Below are 15,910 nucleotides of genomic sequence, written 5' to 3' on the forward strand. Positions count from 1 at the left end.
AAGGGATTGCCGCGGCGATCCCTTCTTTTGTGTCATCAAAATTGATATTTAGTCTTTTGAGGCAAAGTCCGGATAAGCCCTCATGCTGTGCTCATTGATATCCAATCCTTCCAATTCCTCTTTTTCATCCACCCGGATGCCCATCATTTTTTTCATACTGAAGAATATGATCCAACTGAAGGCAAAGCAGAATGCGCCCACTGAGCCTATGCCGATCAGTTGGGAAATGACTTGCTGAAAACTTGCCAAATTTCCAAACAAACCTACGGCAAGTGTGCCCCAAATCCCTCCAACCAAATGGACGGAAATGGCCCCAACGGGATCATCGACTTTGATCCTGTCAAAAAACACCACGGCGAATACAACCAAGGTTCCTCCGATAAATCCGATAATGGCGGCTTCTCCAATGCCCATCTGATCGGCTCCGGCGGTAATGCCCACCAAGCCGGCGAGGATTCCGTTAAGTACCATGGTAATGTCATAAGATTTGAATTTGAGGTACGAGGCAACCAAGGCACCGAAGGCTCCGGCAGCGCCAGCGATAGCCGTGGTGACAAAAACAAGGGAAACGGTACCCGGATCTGCGGACAATACTGATCCTCCATTGAATCCAAACCAGCCAAACCAAAGTAAAAAGACGCCAATGACCGCCAAAGGAATATTATGCCCTGGAATGGCATTCATCCCCTTTTCAGTATATTTTCCCAGTCTTGGCCCAAGAAGGCAGGCACCTACCAAAGCGCCCCATCCACCAACAGAATGGACAATCGTGGAACCTGCAAAATCATAAAACGGGACATCCAAGGCATCCAGAAATCCCCCTCCCCACTTCCACATGCCCACTATCGGGTAACAAACCCCTACATATAATATAGAGAAGAAAATAAAAGGTCCCAATTTGATCCTTTCGGCCACGGCACCAGAGACGATGGTGGCTGCAGTGGCAGCAAACATCGCCTGAAAAATAAAATCGGTGTAAAACGTATAGCCTTCATTGTATGCATAAGTATCCCAACCCTCAGGAAGGGAAATCCCCAAACCGGCCAAGCCAAAGAATCCCCCGGAAAATACTTCACCCGGATACATCAGGTTGAATCCGATAAAGGCATAAGTCAGCAAGCCGATGGCGGGAATGATCGTGTTTTTGAATAATATATTGACGGTGTTTTTTGCGCGGGTCAGTCCGGCTTCAAGGCTTGCAAATCCCAGGTGCATGATAAACACCAGAATGGTTGCGACCATCATCCAAAGGTTATTGATGGTAAATATTTCTTGGTTCATAGGTTCTAATAGGTTAATGGTGGATGAAATAGGCTGGAGATTTAGAGTGCGATTTCGCCCTTGTCCGAATTTCTGATTCTGTGGGCATCAAGTACATCATAGACGAATATCTTGCCGTCACCAACCTCACCGGTTTTCCCCATTTTGAGAATGCAGTCGATCACGGGCTGCACGAGTTCCTCCACAGTGACGATTTCCAGTTTCGTTCTGGGGATATAGGCAGGCTCATAGGCGACTCCACGATAGGTCTGTGGTTTGGCATGTTCCATACCCATTCCCTTCACTTCATAGAAGGTGAGGAACTTCACTCCCAGGCCTGCTACGCAGTGGTATATTTCCTCAAATTTGGATGTTCTAATGATTGCTTCTATTTTTTTCATTTTCGGCAAATATTTTAGCGGTTTGTTAGGAAAGAGACGCTAATGTAAAACAAAAATTACAAAAAAATGAAATTTGGTTTATTTTTTACCTCTTTTTAAAATTTAAAACACTTTTTTTGATTTATATGGCATCACGAAAGCCATATTTTTTATTTATTACACCTTTTATCCAACTAAATGACTTTTTTTTGAACCTGAATTATTATTCGTGCTCAATCAGGTTTAGTCGTGTTCCTATTTAAAATAAAAGCACATTCCCTTTATATGAAAAATGAAACTCCTAGATTTGGGGCCTATATTCAATTCATTACAAATTAACTATGGAAAATAAACCTACACTTCTGGTGCTTGCCGCGGGAATGGGCAGCAGGTACGGTGGAAATAAACAGATCGATGGATTTGGCCCCAATGGAGAAACCATCCTGGAATATTCCATCTATGACGCCATCCGAGCCGGTTTTGGAAAAATTGTATTGATCGTCCGAGAGGAGATCCTTCAATTGACCAAGGACTTGTTGTTGCCAAAATTGGAAGGAAAAATAGAAGTCGATTTTGTCCTACAATCCATCACCAGTTTTGTTCCCGAAGAATTTATAAATCCCGAAAGAGTAAAACCATACGGAACCGCCCATGCGGTGCTTTGTGCCAAGGATGCCATCTCGGAGCCTTTTGCGGTGATCAATGCAGATGATTTTTATGGCAGGGAAGCTTTCGCCGTCATCTCCGAATTCCTTCAGAATGATGTCAGATCCGATTTGCACGCCATGGTAGGCTATGCGATCCAAAATGTACTTTCCGAACACGGAACGGTCAGCCGGGGCGTCTGCTCCATGAATGCCGCCAACCAACTTATCGGGATGGTAGAAAGAACTTCCATCGCACGGGAAGGCAATAAGATACTGGCCAAGGGCGACAGTGAAGAGATTGAAATCAAAGAAGGAACGCCTGTTTCCATGAATTTCTGGGGTTTTCACCAAGATGTATTTTCGGATATTGACCGGATGTGGCATGAATTCCTGCCCGCCAACGTCGAAAACCTAAAAGCTGAATTTTTCATTCCAACCGTCGCCAACAACCTTATTGAGGCCGAAGAAGCCGCTTTTGAAATCCTGGAAGGTGGAAAAACCTGGTTTGGTGTCACCTACACCGAGGACAAACCCGTGGTAATCGAATCCCTCCAAAAAATGCATGCATCAGGGGAATATCCTGAGAATCTTTGGAAATAGAAGAGAGCTTCACTATAAAATCCCCATTAGTGGGTATTTTATAGTGAGGTCTTATTGCCTAATTTTGATTAAAGATTTTTTCGAATCAAAGAATTTGGGGAAATAAAACAACAACGCTTCCCCGTGATCAAATTTAAATTTATTTAAAACATAAACGCTGCCTGGATTTAATACCTTTGTTCTTTGGATTCAAATAATTCGTGAATTCGTCGAAATCAAATAAAAGAAGACAACATGGAAATCTACAGCATAAATATTTCAGGTTATATTGGATTAGCAATCCAAATTTTAAATCTGATTTTACTTTCTTTAATTGCTTATGGAATCTTTAGGTTGTGGAAAGTGATTGTAAAAAAAGCAAAGTAAACGAATAGCAGAATCATTGGGGAAAGTTCGATTTCCTTGAATTAAATTTTTCAGATGGAATATCCTGAGAATCTTTGGAAATAATCTGCAATTTTTAAATTTTACTGAACCCTAAAAAACAATTACCCATTACCAAACCACTACTACACTTTTGCCTTCAACCGGATGATCATCCAGTTGTCATCCACCAGCTTTTCCTTGTTGCGCTGGAAGAAATCATGAATTGTATTGGGGAAAATTTTGACTTTTTGATTTGCGAAGATTTCCACGTAAGCATTATAAAATTTTACTGATCTCATCAAATAAAAAATTTCTTGTTCATTTGATGCCCACGGAAAGGATTTTAAATCGAAGCCATCCAGATCATTTTCCAAATTTTGATATTGTGCCAACAAGGAAAAGTCCTGATCCAAAAAAACATAATGAAAATTCTCCTTCCCCTGCTTGACGAATAAAAAATATTTGTTCTTCAAGGGCAAAAATGCCCCATTGGCTTCAACATAGGAATTTGGTTCATCATTTTTTCCTCTTCTCTGACCAATAAGCTCTTCCGGTAAATTATAGGCCCCATAATCAAATTCCAGAATGGAAATTGGGGAGCCCTTCGTACCATCAAAAAATGCAATTTCTCTTGTCTGTGGAAGTAAATAGATTAATTTCTCGGAGTCAGGCACGGACAAAAAGCCTTGAGGCCCTTCTGCGTTACCCAGTTTCTCCTTTGACCCATCCGTAGGAAAGACTCCCAATTGATCCTTGGTTGCTTCCGCAATCCTTTGAAACAAATAGCCTTCGTTTCTTTGGGTAAAGCCCGAAAAATGAAGCGTATATCCATCCCCTTTATGGAAATGTAAGGAATTGAGAGGGAATTTGTATTCCCTGATGGGGGTTCCAAAATGGTCAAAAGAGATGAATTTTTTAAGATAGCTGTCCTTCAGCACAATGGAATCCTGAAAAACCTGAAAATCATCCGCCTGAAAATATTCCAAAGGTCCTTTGCCCATAGGTCTAATTACGCCCAATATTTTCCCATTGCCAGAATACTTAAATATCATATTCGTTGAAATATCCCGCATCCAGAAATTCCCCGCGTGGTATTTAAGCGTGTAGGGCCATACAAGCGGTGATTCATCGGGATTGTCCAATAGCACGTATTCGATGCTTTCGAACAAATCCGAAAATTTGCCATCTATGGACTTTTCCAAATCAATGGAAATGACTCCTTCGGATGCTTCCTTCGCGCCACAGGAAAACAAGAGAAGCAGGAGTATAAAAATGGTATATCTATTCATTCTGAAAAAAAGCGAGTATGCATTTAAATTAACAGCGTAATAGATATACCGGAACAAACTTTTCGAAATTTTAAAATGTGAGACGAACCTTCGTCCCAAAGTTAACTTCCAACTAGAAGTTCCTTAAACATAAGAAATATTTTTTTCCCCAAAAATCTTTCTTTGAAATAATTCCCCTTGATACAGTCAAAAACCTTAAACTTAATCCCCTATCCAAAAACAATTCGGTTGAATGATAGGAATTAAGGCTCCAAACGCACATAACGTTCTGTCAGAAAGTGAAAATCAATTTTTTTGTTTTAACTTGAATTAAAGTTCAAACAATCGAAAAATCATGAAAAATTGGCTCTTTTCTACCAGACCCATTTCGAAAGACATCGGGATATTCATTCTTCGCGTCGGTGCAGCGCTTATGATGCTTACCCATGACTGGGACAAATTGTCCAATTACAGTGCAAAACTGATGACTTTTTCAGACCCTTTGGGCATTGGTTCTGCATTATCCCTTCAGCTCGCCATACTTGCGGAGTTTTTCTGTGCCATCTTGCTTGCGCTTGGCTTAATGACACGGCTCTCCTTGGTTCCGCTTATGATCACGATGCTGGTGGCGGGATTTGTGGCCCACGCAGCAGATCCTTTTCCAGCCAAAGAAAAAGCATTCCTTTTTTTGGTGATATTTATCGTGCTTTTCCTTTTGGGTCCCGGAAAATATTCCGTTGATGGGCAGCTCAACAGGCCCAGAAGGTATTGAGTTTAGGGTTGAATCCCTCCATTTTCAATCTGAAAAAATTTCACTTCCCCGTCCATTTGCTCCAAAATCTTCCTGGAGCGCTCCGGTCGGGCATCCGTAATAAACAGTTGCCCAAACTGATGGTCAGCCACCAGGTTCATGAGTTTTTTGATGCGTCGGTCATCCAATTTGTCAAAAATATCATCGAGCAACAAAATGGGTTTCGTTTTTTTATGCTCAAAAAATATTTGGAACTGGGCAAGTTTCAGCGAAATCACAAAGGACTTCTGCTGTCCCTGCGACCCGAATTTTTTGATTGGATATCCATCAATTTCGAAAACAAAATCATCCTTGTGAATCCCCATGGTCGTCCTTTTGAGCACAAAATCGCGTCTATGGTTGCCTATAAATTCTTTGGGAAAATCCTGCGACAGGCATTGGGACTCATACTGAATGTCGATGGGCTCTTGTTGATCTGAAATAATTGCGTAATGTTTTATCAAAAGGGGTTTGTATTCCAGGATAAAATCCTGCCTATACTTGGCGATCGATTGGGACAAATGGATGATTTCCCTGTCATACGGCTCCAGATGGCTACCCTCAAACCTTCCGGTTTCCGCAAATTTTTTCAACAAGGCATTCCTTTGTTTCAAAAAATGCTGGTACCTGACCAATTGCTCCAGATAGGATTTGTTCAATTGGCACAGCATATTGTCAAAAAACCGTCTGCGCTCCTCGCTGCCTTCCTTTAGGATTTGTGTGTCATCAGGGGCGATCATCACGATGGGCAGTAGACCAACGTGTTCGCTCATTTTATCAATCCCCTTCCCGTTTTGGAGCAATTGCTTTTTTTTCCCATGCTCTACGATGCACTTGATCTCCCAATCTTTTTCTTCTAAATCAAATTCCCCAAAAACAGTGAAAAAGTCTTTCTCGTGTTGGATATTTTGGGCGTCCACCCCATTCAATGCACTTTTGGTCAGACAGAGGTAATGGATCGCATCCAAAAGATTGGTTTTCCCACTTCCATTGATCCCAACGAAGCAATTGATTTCTGCTGAAAAGTTCAACTGGCTTTGTGCGTAATTCTTAAATTGATTCAGTTGGATATTTTTCAGGTGCATCTTTAGAATGTGTTGGGTTTTTGACTATTTTCGCATTCGGTCTTAAATTTCAACCCTTTTGGTTATATTTAAGGCCTAATTTAGCATATTTTATAAAATTCGATATGGCAAAGAAGAGTACAGCGACAAAGTCAAAGGTGAAATACTCCAAAGAAACTTATACTTTTTGGTACGAAAGCATGTTATTGATGCGACGATTTGAAGAAAAAGCAGGCCAACTCTATGGTCAGCAAAAAATCAGAGGATTTTGTCATTTATATATTGGACAGGAGGCTTGCGCCTCTGGAGCCATCACAGCATTGACCAAAGACGATAAATGGATCACCGCATACAGGGATCATGCCCATCCACTTGGATTGGGAACAGACCCTGGGGCTATCATGGCCGAACTATTCGGCAAAGCCACCGGCACCACCAAAGGAAAAGGTGGATCGATGCACATTTTTGACAAGGAGAGAAATTTCATGGGAGGTCACGGTATCGTAGGTGCCCAAGTGCCCATGGGTTTAGGAATCGGTTTTGCCGAGAAATACAAAGGCACAAAAAATCTATGTATCTGTCACATGGGTGATGGAGCGGTAAGACAAGGTGCTGTTCATGAAGCCTTCAATCTGGCCATGCTTTACAAAACACCGGTCATTTTCGTGATTGAAAACAACGGATATGCCATGGGAACTTCCGTAAAAAGATCTTCCAATGTGGAAGAGCTTTACACCATCGGAGAAGCCTATGACATGCCAGCCTTTGCCGTAGACGGCATGAATGTGGAAGATATCCACGAAGCCGTAGCAGAAGCAGCCGAGAGAGCAAGAAAAGGCGATGGCCCAACATTGTTGGAATTCAGAACCTACCGATACAAAGGACATTCGATGTCAGATCCCCAAAAATACAGGACCCGCGAAGAAGTGGAGGAGTATAAAGGAAGGGATCCACTGGAGCAAGTGAAAAAGACAATTTTGGACAACGACATCCTGACTCAGGATGAATTGACCGAAATCGACAAAAAAGTGAAAAAACAAGTCGAAGATGCGGTGAAATTTGCTGAAGAGTCTCCTTGGCCAGATGGTCAGGATGCATTCAAGGATGTTTACCTTCAGGAAGATTACCCATTTGTAATGGAGTAGTTACCAAAACAATAAAAAAAGAAAACAGTCTTGGATATTTAATTTGAATATTCATGACTGTTTTTTTTAGCAAAATTTGTGATTGAAGTAAAAGCCCTATATTTGCGGCTGAAATTTGAAGAGAATGACTAAGAAACATACAACAAAAGCTCAGGATGAGCAAGCAAATGAACTTCTTGAAAACCCTGAAGTGATTGCCGAGAGGTTGAACAGGGGAGAAACATTCATCAAGAAAAATTCCAAGATTTTTGGTGGCATTTTGATTGCCGGAATCCTGGTGATCGCTGGCGTCTTGTTTTACCAAATCAACAAGCAGAACCAAAACAAAAAGGCCCAGGCAGAAATGTTCCAAGCTGTATATTATTTTGAGCAGGACAGCACTGACTTGGCCTTGAATGGCGATGGCTCGAATCCAGGCTTCCTTAAGATCGTAGATCAATATTCAGGAACTGCCGCTGCCAATCTTTCCCATTTTTATATAGGTGCGATTTATCTTTCCGAAGGGAAATTCAAAGAATCCATCGACCATATGAAAAAATTCTCTGCGGATGATTATTTCGTTCAGGCCAGGGCATATGCGCTATTGGGCGATGCAAATCTTGAATTGGGCAATACCAAAGAAGCCATAAGCTTTTACAAAAAAGCTGCCGATGAAAAAGAGAACAAATACTTCACCCCAAGGTATCTTTCGAAACTCGCCATCGCTTACGAAGAGGCAGGTGACTTCGACAACGCGGTGAAAACCTATTCCATCATTGAAGATAAATATTTCGAATCTTTCGAGTTCACGGCAGCGCGAAAGCATAAAGCACGTTTAGAAGGTCTTGCCTCAAAATAATGCTTTTCAGTACAGCATATTAAGGAGAGTAAGGCCATCGGTCTTACTCTTTTTTGTTTATTCTATTTCCCAATCCGACTCCATATGGCAACATCACTCAAAAATCTAAGTCAATATTCCGACAAAAATATTATCGACATCAAGTCAAAAAAATTCGGGATCTTGGTCTCTGAATGGAACGAAGAAATCACAGAATCCCTTTTTTCGGGTGCTGTGGATACCCTTTTGAAACATGGGGCCCAAAAAGAAAACATCTTTAGAAAAAATGTCCCGGGGTCCTTCGAACTTCCACTGGCAGCACAATGGCTTGCGGCAATGGAAGAAATCGATGCGGTCATCTGCATTGGCTGTGTGATACAGGGCGAGACCCGCCACTTCGACTTTATCTGCGATGCCGTTGCCAATGGCATTACAAACGTGGGATTGAAATATAACAAACCCGTCATCTTCGGCGTTTTGACGCCCAACAACCAACAACAAGCGCTGGACCGAGCAGGCGGAAAACATGGCAACAAGGGAGACGAAGCTGCCATCACTGCGATCAAGATGCTGGGTTTCTGATTTGGGATTGACAATCACCAAAAAAACACCTCATTTCTTTGAATTGGCCTGCAAGGGCCAATTCAAAACCATTCTTGGATAGGCTTGTTAAGCGTATCCAGCCCAATTATTGAATCAAACCATTAGACCGCCACCAAACCATAAACATCCTCATGAAAATAATGAAATTCGGGGGGACCTCAGTAGGAAGACCCGACAGAATGCACCAGGTGAAAGATTTGATCACCAGAGACAGTGAAAAGAAAATCGTTGTGCTGTCAGCCTTGTCCGGTACCACCAATGCCCTTGTAGGAATTGGAGATGCTCTTGCAGATGCCAATAAGGATCTTGCAAAAGAACGCATTGATGTGCTGCACAAGCATTACCAAGGGTTTTATCAAGACTTGTTGAGGACTGACGCTGCCAAATCCAAGGCTGAAAAAATCATCAAGGAACATTTCGAATTCCTGAATATTATCTTGAAAATCTCTTTTAATGAAGCCATCAACAGGGATATTTTGGCACAGGGTGAATTGTTGTCCACGAAGCTTTTTTATACGCTTCTTCAGGAATTTGACATCCCGGCGGTGTTTTTACCAGCCCTTGATTTCATGAGTATCAATGAAAATCAAGAACCGGAGCTTAACAAGATCTCTGAGAAATTAAAGTCGATCCTTAAAAATTATCCTGGAGACAGGATTTTCATCACTCAAGGATATATTTGCAAAAACCACCGAAATGAAGTCGATAACCTTAAAAGAGGTGGTAGCGATTATACGGCTTCGCTAATAGGCGCAGCAATCCAATCGGATGTAATTGAAATTTGGACAGACATCGACGGGATGCACAACAATGATCCGAGAATCGTCGACAAAACCCGACCCATCGCGCAACTCTCCTTTGACGAGGCCGCAGAATTGGCTTATTTCGGGGCAAAAATCCTACACCCAGCCTCCATCTGGCCAGCTCAGCAGTTTAATATCCCTGTAAAACTACTGAATACCATGGAACCAGATGCTCTGGGAACGACCATCACCGCAGAGGAATTGGGCAGTGGGGTAAAAGCGCTTGCTGGTAAAGATGGGATCACGGCCATCAAGATAAAATCCAGCAGAATGCTTTTGGCGTATGGTTTTTTGAGGAAAGTATTTGAGGTATTCGAAAAATACAAGACTCCGATTGACATGATCACGACTTCGGAAGTGGCAGTTTCGGTAACCATTGATGAGATTACCCACCTGAAGGAAATCGTTTCAGAACTTGAAAAATATGGAACGGTGGAAGTGGACAAAGATCAGGCGATCATCTCTATTGTTGGCAATCAGATAGCAGAAACAAAGGGAGTAATCACCAATATCATGACCTGTTTGGATGATTATCCCATCAGAATGGTTTCCTATGGCGGGAGCAGACACAATATTTCAATATTGGTGGATTCCAAATTGAAAAATAGTGCCTTAAGAAGCCTAAATGCAGGTTTGTTTGAATGGTAATCAGATAGTGAATTTCTAAAAGCGGGAAAATTCCCGCTTTTTTCATTTGGCGAAAACTCAATAATCTCTGACAAAAGATCGGATGTTGAGGTGGTTCTTAAATTTGACCCTCTTATTGAAACATGATAGTTTTTCCTGAACATTTTCCCCAAATTCAAGCATGAAAAAAACATTCTTTCTGATCTGTGCTTTGTTGATGTTGACCAACCTTCACGCACAGGAAACCTACCCAACACTTTTCGAAACTTCCGATGGAACGGAAACACCCGTTTATGAGGAAGTAATCGGTTATTTTGAAAAATTGGCTGCGGATTTTCAGGAGGTCAAAATCATGAGAATGGGCATGACCGATAGTGGCCTGCCCTTACATCTGGTCCTTTTTGATCGGCAAATGACTTTTGATCCAAAAAAATGGCATCAGGAAGAAAGATTGGTTCTATTCATCAACAATGGCATCCATCCCGGAGAGCCGGATGGAATCGATGCTTCCATGCTTTTTTTGAGAGATATTCTCCTGGGCAAAATCCAAGTACCCCAAGATTTGGCAATCGCAATCGTTCCCATTTACAACATCGGTGGACATCTCAATCGCGGCGCTTATAGCCGCGTAAACCAAAATGGACCAACCGAATTTGGCTTTCGTGGAAATGCACGTAATTTTGACCTCAACAGGGATTTTATCAAAGCAGATACCAAGAACGGAAAATCCTTTCAGCAGCTCTTTCAATGGCTAAAACCACATGTGTTTATTGATACCCACGTAAGCAATGGCGCGGATTACCAGCATGTGATGACCTTGATCGCTACCCAGCACAACAGGCTTGGTGGAAACCTGGGAAGCTATCTTGAAAAAGAAATGAACCCGGCCTTGTTTCAGGGAATGAAGGAAAGAAATTTCCCAATGGTACCCTATGTCAACGCATGGAGCGGAAAACCGGAAGAAGGCTGGAACCAATTCAAAGACAATGGCCGATACAGCAGCGGTTATGCCGCACTTTTCAACACACTGAGTTTTATGCCGGAAACACACATGTTGAAATCCTATTCGGAACGCGTACGCTCCACGTATTCGTTATTTGAAACATTCATGGAAATCCTAAGCTTAGATGGAAAAAGGATAGTGAAGATTGCCAGAGAAGATCGTTCAGCGCAAATTACAAGAGAAACATTTGGCTTAAACCACAAAATTGACAAAAGCCAACACAAGCTTATCGAATATCTGGGATATGAATCCGGAGAGAAACCCTCTGAAATTTCAGGCCTTCCTCGATTATTTTATGACCGGGATAAGCCCTTCATGAAGGAGGTAAAATTCTTTGACACGTATGCAAACCCAATTTTGATCAACAGACCCAATGCCTATATCATCCCGCAAGCCTGGCATCCCATCATAGAAAACCTACAAAGGAATGGAGTGAAAATGACAGCCCTTCTACAGGACAGCCTAGCCCTTGTCACGGTGTATCATATCAAGGATTTCCAAACCGCTCCCCGACCATATGAAGGACATTTCCTGCATTCCAACATCCAGATTGAAAAATCAACTGAGCACGTAAATTTCAGAAAAGGTGATTGGTTGGTTCCAATGGACCAGGAAATCAATAGGTATATCGTGGAGGTATTAGAACCAGAGGGAGAGGATAGCTTTTTTGCGTGGAACTTCTTTGACACGATCTTGCAGTCCAAGGAAGGCTATTCTGCGTATGTATTTGAGGATTTGGCCGCTGCATTTCTGAAAAGCAAGCCGGAATTGAAAAAGGAATTAGAGGAAGAAAAATCCAAAAATCAGGAATTGGCAAACAGCGGTCCCGCACAACTGAGGTGGGTCTATGACCATTCTCCCTGGAAGGAAAAAGAACTCAATCGCTACCCGGTTTACAGAGTTGAAAAACAATAAACTACTGAATTTGTGTCATCTGAAATTAAAAAAAACTTCCTAGAGCGGTTAAAAACAAAATGGCAACTCAAAAGCCTATGGCAGGTGGGTGTGATCTTGATCGTCTTTGCCTTAACCGGCACGACAGTGCTCTTTATTAAACAACCGATATTTGATCTTTTGGGAATAAGCTTGGAAAAGGGAGGGTTTTGGAAAACAGTCCTTTATCTCTTGTTTGTTTTGCCGCTTTATCAGATAATATTGCTGTTTTATGGATTTGTATTTGGGCAGTTTGGTTTCTTTTGGGAAAAGGAAAAGCAGTTTTTGAGACGAATTACCGGAAAAGGAAAAGCCCAAAAGCCCTCTGAAAAACCATAAAAATCCGCTGGGTTGAATCGAAAAGAGAGGGGTTTAAAATTTGACAGGTTGAAGCCACTGCTAAAAAACAAAGCTCATTTAGAGCAATAAAAAAAAAAATAAGGACAAGCGCCAACCTTATTTTGTAAATTTGAAGGCGAAATTAATAAGAATAGAAATTATCCATGGCTAAAAAAAGAGGTGTTGCAATAGAAGAACACGAAAAAAGGAAGTTAAGCAAGCAAAACCTGAGTAAACTTAGTGGCATTTTTAGATTCATCCTTCCCTATAAAAAAACATTTTTTCTTGGCTTGATTTTTCTATTGTTTTCAAGCCTTACTTTATTGACATTTCCCTTTGTGGCCGGAAAACTTATTGACACGGCCTCAGGAAAAGATTGGATCGTCAACGGCATCAATTCAATTGCATTCATCCTTTTGGGAATTCTTCTGATACAGAGTATTTTTTCATTCTTCCGTGTTTGGTTGTTTGCAAAGGTCAGCGAAAGGTCGATGCGGGACATCCGTATTTCCCTTTATAGTCGAATGGTCCAATTGCCGATGACTTTTTTTGACAAGAGGAGAACGGGAGAACTCATCAGCAGGATTACTTCGGATGTAAGTTTGTTGCAGGACACCTTTTCAGTGACCCTTGCGGAGCTGTTCCGTCAGATTATCACGCTGATCGCTGGGGTGGCTTTTTTGATGGTCACCACTCCAAAACTGACATTCTTCATGTTGGCTACCTTCCCGATATTGGTGGTTATCGCCATGGTTTTTGGTAAATTTATTAGGAAGCTTTCAAAGGAAACCCAAGACGAACTGGCTGCGGCCAATGTGATCGTTGAGGAAACATTGCAGTCGATCATGACCGTAAAATCTTTTGTCGGCGAAGATTTCGAGACCAAAAGATACAGAAGAGGTTTGGACAAAGTCGTCCATGTGGCTCTAAAAGCAGCCGGATTTCGGGGTGCCTTCATTTCGTTTATTATCTTCGCGCTTTTTGGTGGGATCGTAGCCGTGATGTGGTATGGCGCTTCATTGGTAGCTCGGGGAGAAATGAGCATTGGCGACTTGGTGTCGTTTGTACTTTACACCACATTCATTGGTGGATCTATCGCAGGATTGGGCGACATCTATGGCCAAGTCCAGAAAGCGATCGGTTCATCTGAGCGGGTATTGGAAATTCTGGAAGAAATTCCCGAGGAATCCACTGCGGATTTCCAGAAAGTCCGCATCCATGGCGATATCAGTTTCGAGAATGTTGCTTTTTCCTATCCTACCCGAACCGAACTTGAAGTCCTCAAAAACATCAACCTGAAAATTCCAGCGGGAGAAAAGATTGCCTTGGCAGGACAGAGTGGTGCCGGTAAATCCACCATTGTGCAACTTCTTTTGAAATTCTATCAAGTCCAGAAAGGACAGATTCTGGTAGATGGCAAACCGATAAGTGATTGGAACCTTCAGCAACTGCGGTCAAATATTGGCATCGTACCCCAGGAAGTTTTACTATTTGGCGGGAGTATCCGAGAAAACATCGCCTATGCAAAACCGGATGCAACGGAAGAGGAAATCATCGAAGCGGCCAAAAAAGCAAATTCTTGGCAATTTATCAGCAAATTCCCCGAAGGCTTGGATACTCTGGTAGGGGAGCGCGGCATCAAGTTATCCGGAGGTCAACGACAGCGTGTGGCCATTGCCAGGGCAATATTAAAGGACCCAGCTATCTTGATATTGGATGAAGCCACTTCATCATTGGATGCTGAGTCTGAGTCCTTGGTACAGGAAGCTTTGGATGAACTGATGAAAAACCGAACGACGATCATCATTGCCCATCGCTTGGCGACCATTCGAAAAGTGGACCGGATCTACGTGCTCAAAGACGGCGAAATCGTGGAAGAAGGCAACCATGAGCAATTGGCTGAAAAAGAAGATGGCTTTTATGCCAACTTGGTGAGATTGCAATTTGCCGAATAAGGGTTCAATTCTATATAAAAGAACCAGCACTTTGATTCCAAGCCTTGATTCAGTCGAAAAAAACAAGTCTCAGATGCTCCAAAAAACACAAAATCCCCAATATTCGAGATATTGGGGATTTTGTGTTTTAAATATTTGTCAATTGTTTATGCCTCCACAGCATAAAATTCCTTTAATTTTTCGACGGTATATTCGATTTCGGCGATGGTATTGAACCTGCTAAAGGAAAACCTGACCGAATCCCGCTCAGGGTTGTGGTGAATGGCCCTTAAAACGTGAGAACCAACGGATGCACCACTGCTGCAAGCTGAACCTCCAGAAGCAGAAATCCCACTGAGATCCAAATTGAAAAGCAACATCCCTCGATTTTCTTCAGAAGGCGGAAGACTTACGTTGAGTACGGTGTAAAGACTTCTATCCAAATCACCTGAAAGACCATTGAAAACTACGCCGGGGATATTTGCTTGTAGCAATTCGATCATTCTTTTTTTCAATCCTTCAATATGTGCTCTATGTCCCGCCATGTCTTCGTAGGCAAGTTCCAGTGCTTTTGAGATGCCGATAATGCCGATCACATTCTCTGTTCCCCCACGCATATTTCGCTCTTGTGCACCACCGTAGATGAAAGGATGGATTTTTTTGTCCTTTCGGACATAAAGAAAACCAGAACCTTTTGGGCCATGAAATTTATGTCCCCCAGCGACCAAGGCATCAATGGGAAGATTTTTCAAATCGTGGACATAATGCCCCATGGTCTGTACCGTATCAGAATGAAAAAACGCATCGTATTCCCTCGAGATATTCGCGATCAAGTTGAGGTCATTGATATTTCCGATTTCATTGTTGGCCTGCATGAGGGAGACCATGCTTTTTGAATTGTTTTTGAGCAAATCTTCGAGATGATCCAAATTGACTTCCCCTTTTTCGTTGATATCAACAAGGCTCAATTTGATTTTCCCTTTTTTGGCACATGCCTCCAATGTGTGCAATACCGCATGATGCTCCAAAGGAGAAGTAATGGCATGTTGGATTCCGTGTGTTTCTATGCCGCAGACCAAAGCGGTATTGTCCGCCTCAGTGCCACCAGAAGTAAAAAAAATCTCCGATGGAGATGCATTCAGCAATTCTGCCACTTTTTTCCGGGAGCGTTCTATGGCTGAACGTACTTCCCTTCCATGGCTGTGTACCGAAGAAGGATTCCCATAATGCTCTTTCATGTAAGGAATCATGGCTTCAATCACCCTGTCATCCATCGCTGTGGTCGCAGCATTGTCCAAATATACTCTCATCATTTTCTCAATCTATCTCAG

General features: G+C 42.2%; 14 protein-coding genes. 9 read left to right on the forward strand and 5 right to left on the reverse strand.

What is annotated here, in order from left to right; translation table 11 throughout:
* Window positions 1-48 precede the first annotated feature (48 nt).
* Together F824_RS0100235 and F824_RS0100240 are read right to left on the reverse strand one after the other, a co-directional pair.
* Complete coding sequence (locus tag F824_RS0100235; RefSeq protein WP_019595822.1) at window positions 49-1,281, reverse strand: ammonium transporter; 1,233 nt, start codon at window positions 1,279-1,281, stop codon at window positions 49-51.
* 41 nt (window positions 1,282-1,322) lie between these two features.
* The gene (locus F824_RS0100240; RefSeq protein ID WP_019595823.1) at window positions 1,323-1,661 is read right to left on the reverse strand and encodes a P-II family nitrogen regulator; all 339 of its coding nucleotides are present in this window, start codon (window positions 1,659-1,661) and stop codon (window positions 1,323-1,325) included.
* Window positions 1,662-1,981: 320 nt separating this feature from the next.
* Here F824_RS0100240 and F824_RS0100245 point away from each other — a divergent pair, with 320 nt between their 5' ends.
* Window positions 1,982-2,887, forward strand: coding sequence for a nucleotidyltransferase family protein (locus F824_RS0100245; protein ID WP_019595824.1), 906 nt, complete (start codon window positions 1,982-1,984; stop codon window positions 2,885-2,887).
* A 509-nt stretch (window positions 2,888-3,396) separates the two neighbouring features.
* Here F824_RS0100245 and F824_RS0100255 read toward each other — a convergent pair.
* Window positions 3,397-4,542, reverse strand: a complete 1,146-nt coding sequence (locus F824_RS0100255; RefSeq protein ID WP_019595826.1) for a 6-bladed beta-propeller — start codon at window positions 4,540-4,542, stop codon at window positions 3,397-3,399.
* Window positions 4,543-4,876: 334 nt separating this feature from the next.
* On the opposite strand from F824_RS0100255, the gene F824_RS0100260 reads away from it, so the two are divergent.
* On the forward strand, window positions 4,877-5,293 hold the full coding sequence (locus F824_RS0100260; protein ID WP_019595827.1) for a DoxX family protein: 417 nt from the start codon (window positions 4,877-4,879) through the stop codon (window positions 5,291-5,293).
* Window positions 5,294-5,295: 2 nt separating this feature from the next.
* On the opposite strand, the gene recF is transcribed toward F824_RS0100260, so the two are convergent.
* Window positions 5,296-6,396 carry a DNA replication/repair protein RecF gene (gene recF, locus F824_RS0100265; protein ID WP_019595828.1) on the reverse strand — a complete coding sequence of 367 codons (1,101 nt, stop codon included), beginning with the start codon at window positions 6,394-6,396 and terminating at the stop codon, window positions 5,296-5,298.
* Window positions 6,397-6,500: 104 nt separating this feature from the next.
* On the opposite strand from recF, the gene pdhA reads away from it, so the two are divergent.
* From pdhA to F824_RS0100305, 7 genes are all read left to right on the forward strand, one after another.
* On the forward strand, window positions 6,501-7,520 hold the full coding sequence (gene pdhA, locus F824_RS0100270) for a pyruvate dehydrogenase (acetyl-transferring) E1 component subunit alpha (protein ID WP_019595829.1): 1,020 nt from the start codon (window positions 6,501-6,503) through the stop codon (window positions 7,518-7,520).
* Window positions 7,521-7,644: 124 nt separating this feature from the next.
* Window positions 7,645-8,358, forward strand: a complete 714-nt coding sequence (locus F824_RS0100275) for a tetratricopeptide repeat protein (protein WP_019595830.1) — start codon at window positions 7,645-7,647, stop codon at window positions 8,356-8,358.
* Window positions 8,359-8,442: 84 nt separating this feature from the next.
* Entirely contained in the window at window positions 8,443-8,919 is a 477-nt protein-coding gene (ribH, locus tag F824_RS0100280; RefSeq protein WP_019595831.1) for a 6,7-dimethyl-8-ribityllumazine synthase, read from the forward strand.
* Between the two features lie 152 nt (window positions 8,920-9,071).
* Window positions 9,072-10,391 (forward strand): aspartate kinase, encoded by a 1,320-nt coding sequence (locus F824_RS0100285; protein ID WP_022582153.1) that lies wholly within the window; start codon window positions 9,072-9,074, stop codon window positions 10,389-10,391.
* Between the two features lie 160 nt (window positions 10,392-10,551).
* A complete protein-coding gene (locus tag F824_RS0100295; protein WP_026333396.1) occupies window positions 10,552-12,288 on the forward strand; it encodes a M14 family zinc carboxypeptidase in 1,737 nt (578 codons plus the stop codon).
* 12 nt (window positions 12,289-12,300) lie between these two features.
* Window positions 12,301-12,645, forward strand: coding sequence for a DUF6787 family protein (locus F824_RS0100300; RefSeq protein ID WP_019595835.1), 345 nt, complete (start codon window positions 12,301-12,303; stop codon window positions 12,643-12,645).
* 164 nt (window positions 12,646-12,809) lie between these two features.
* Entirely contained in the window at window positions 12,810-14,600 is a 1,791-nt protein-coding gene (locus F824_RS0100305; protein ID WP_019595836.1) for an ABC transporter ATP-binding protein, read from the forward strand.
* Window positions 14,601-14,746: 146 nt separating this feature from the next.
* On the opposite strand, the gene F824_RS0100310 is transcribed toward F824_RS0100305, so the two are convergent.
* Window positions 14,747-15,889, reverse strand: coding sequence for a cysteine desulfurase family protein (locus F824_RS0100310; RefSeq protein ID WP_026333397.1), 1,143 nt, complete (start codon window positions 15,887-15,889; stop codon window positions 14,747-14,749).
* Window positions 15,890-15,910: the final 21 nt, after the last annotated feature.

The sequence above is a fragment of the Rhodonellum psychrophilum GCM71 = DSM 17998 genome (assembly GCF_000381545.1).
Taxonomy (GTDB): domain Bacteria; phylum Bacteroidota; class Bacteroidia; order Cytophagales; family Cyclobacteriaceae; genus Rhodonellum; species Rhodonellum psychrophilum.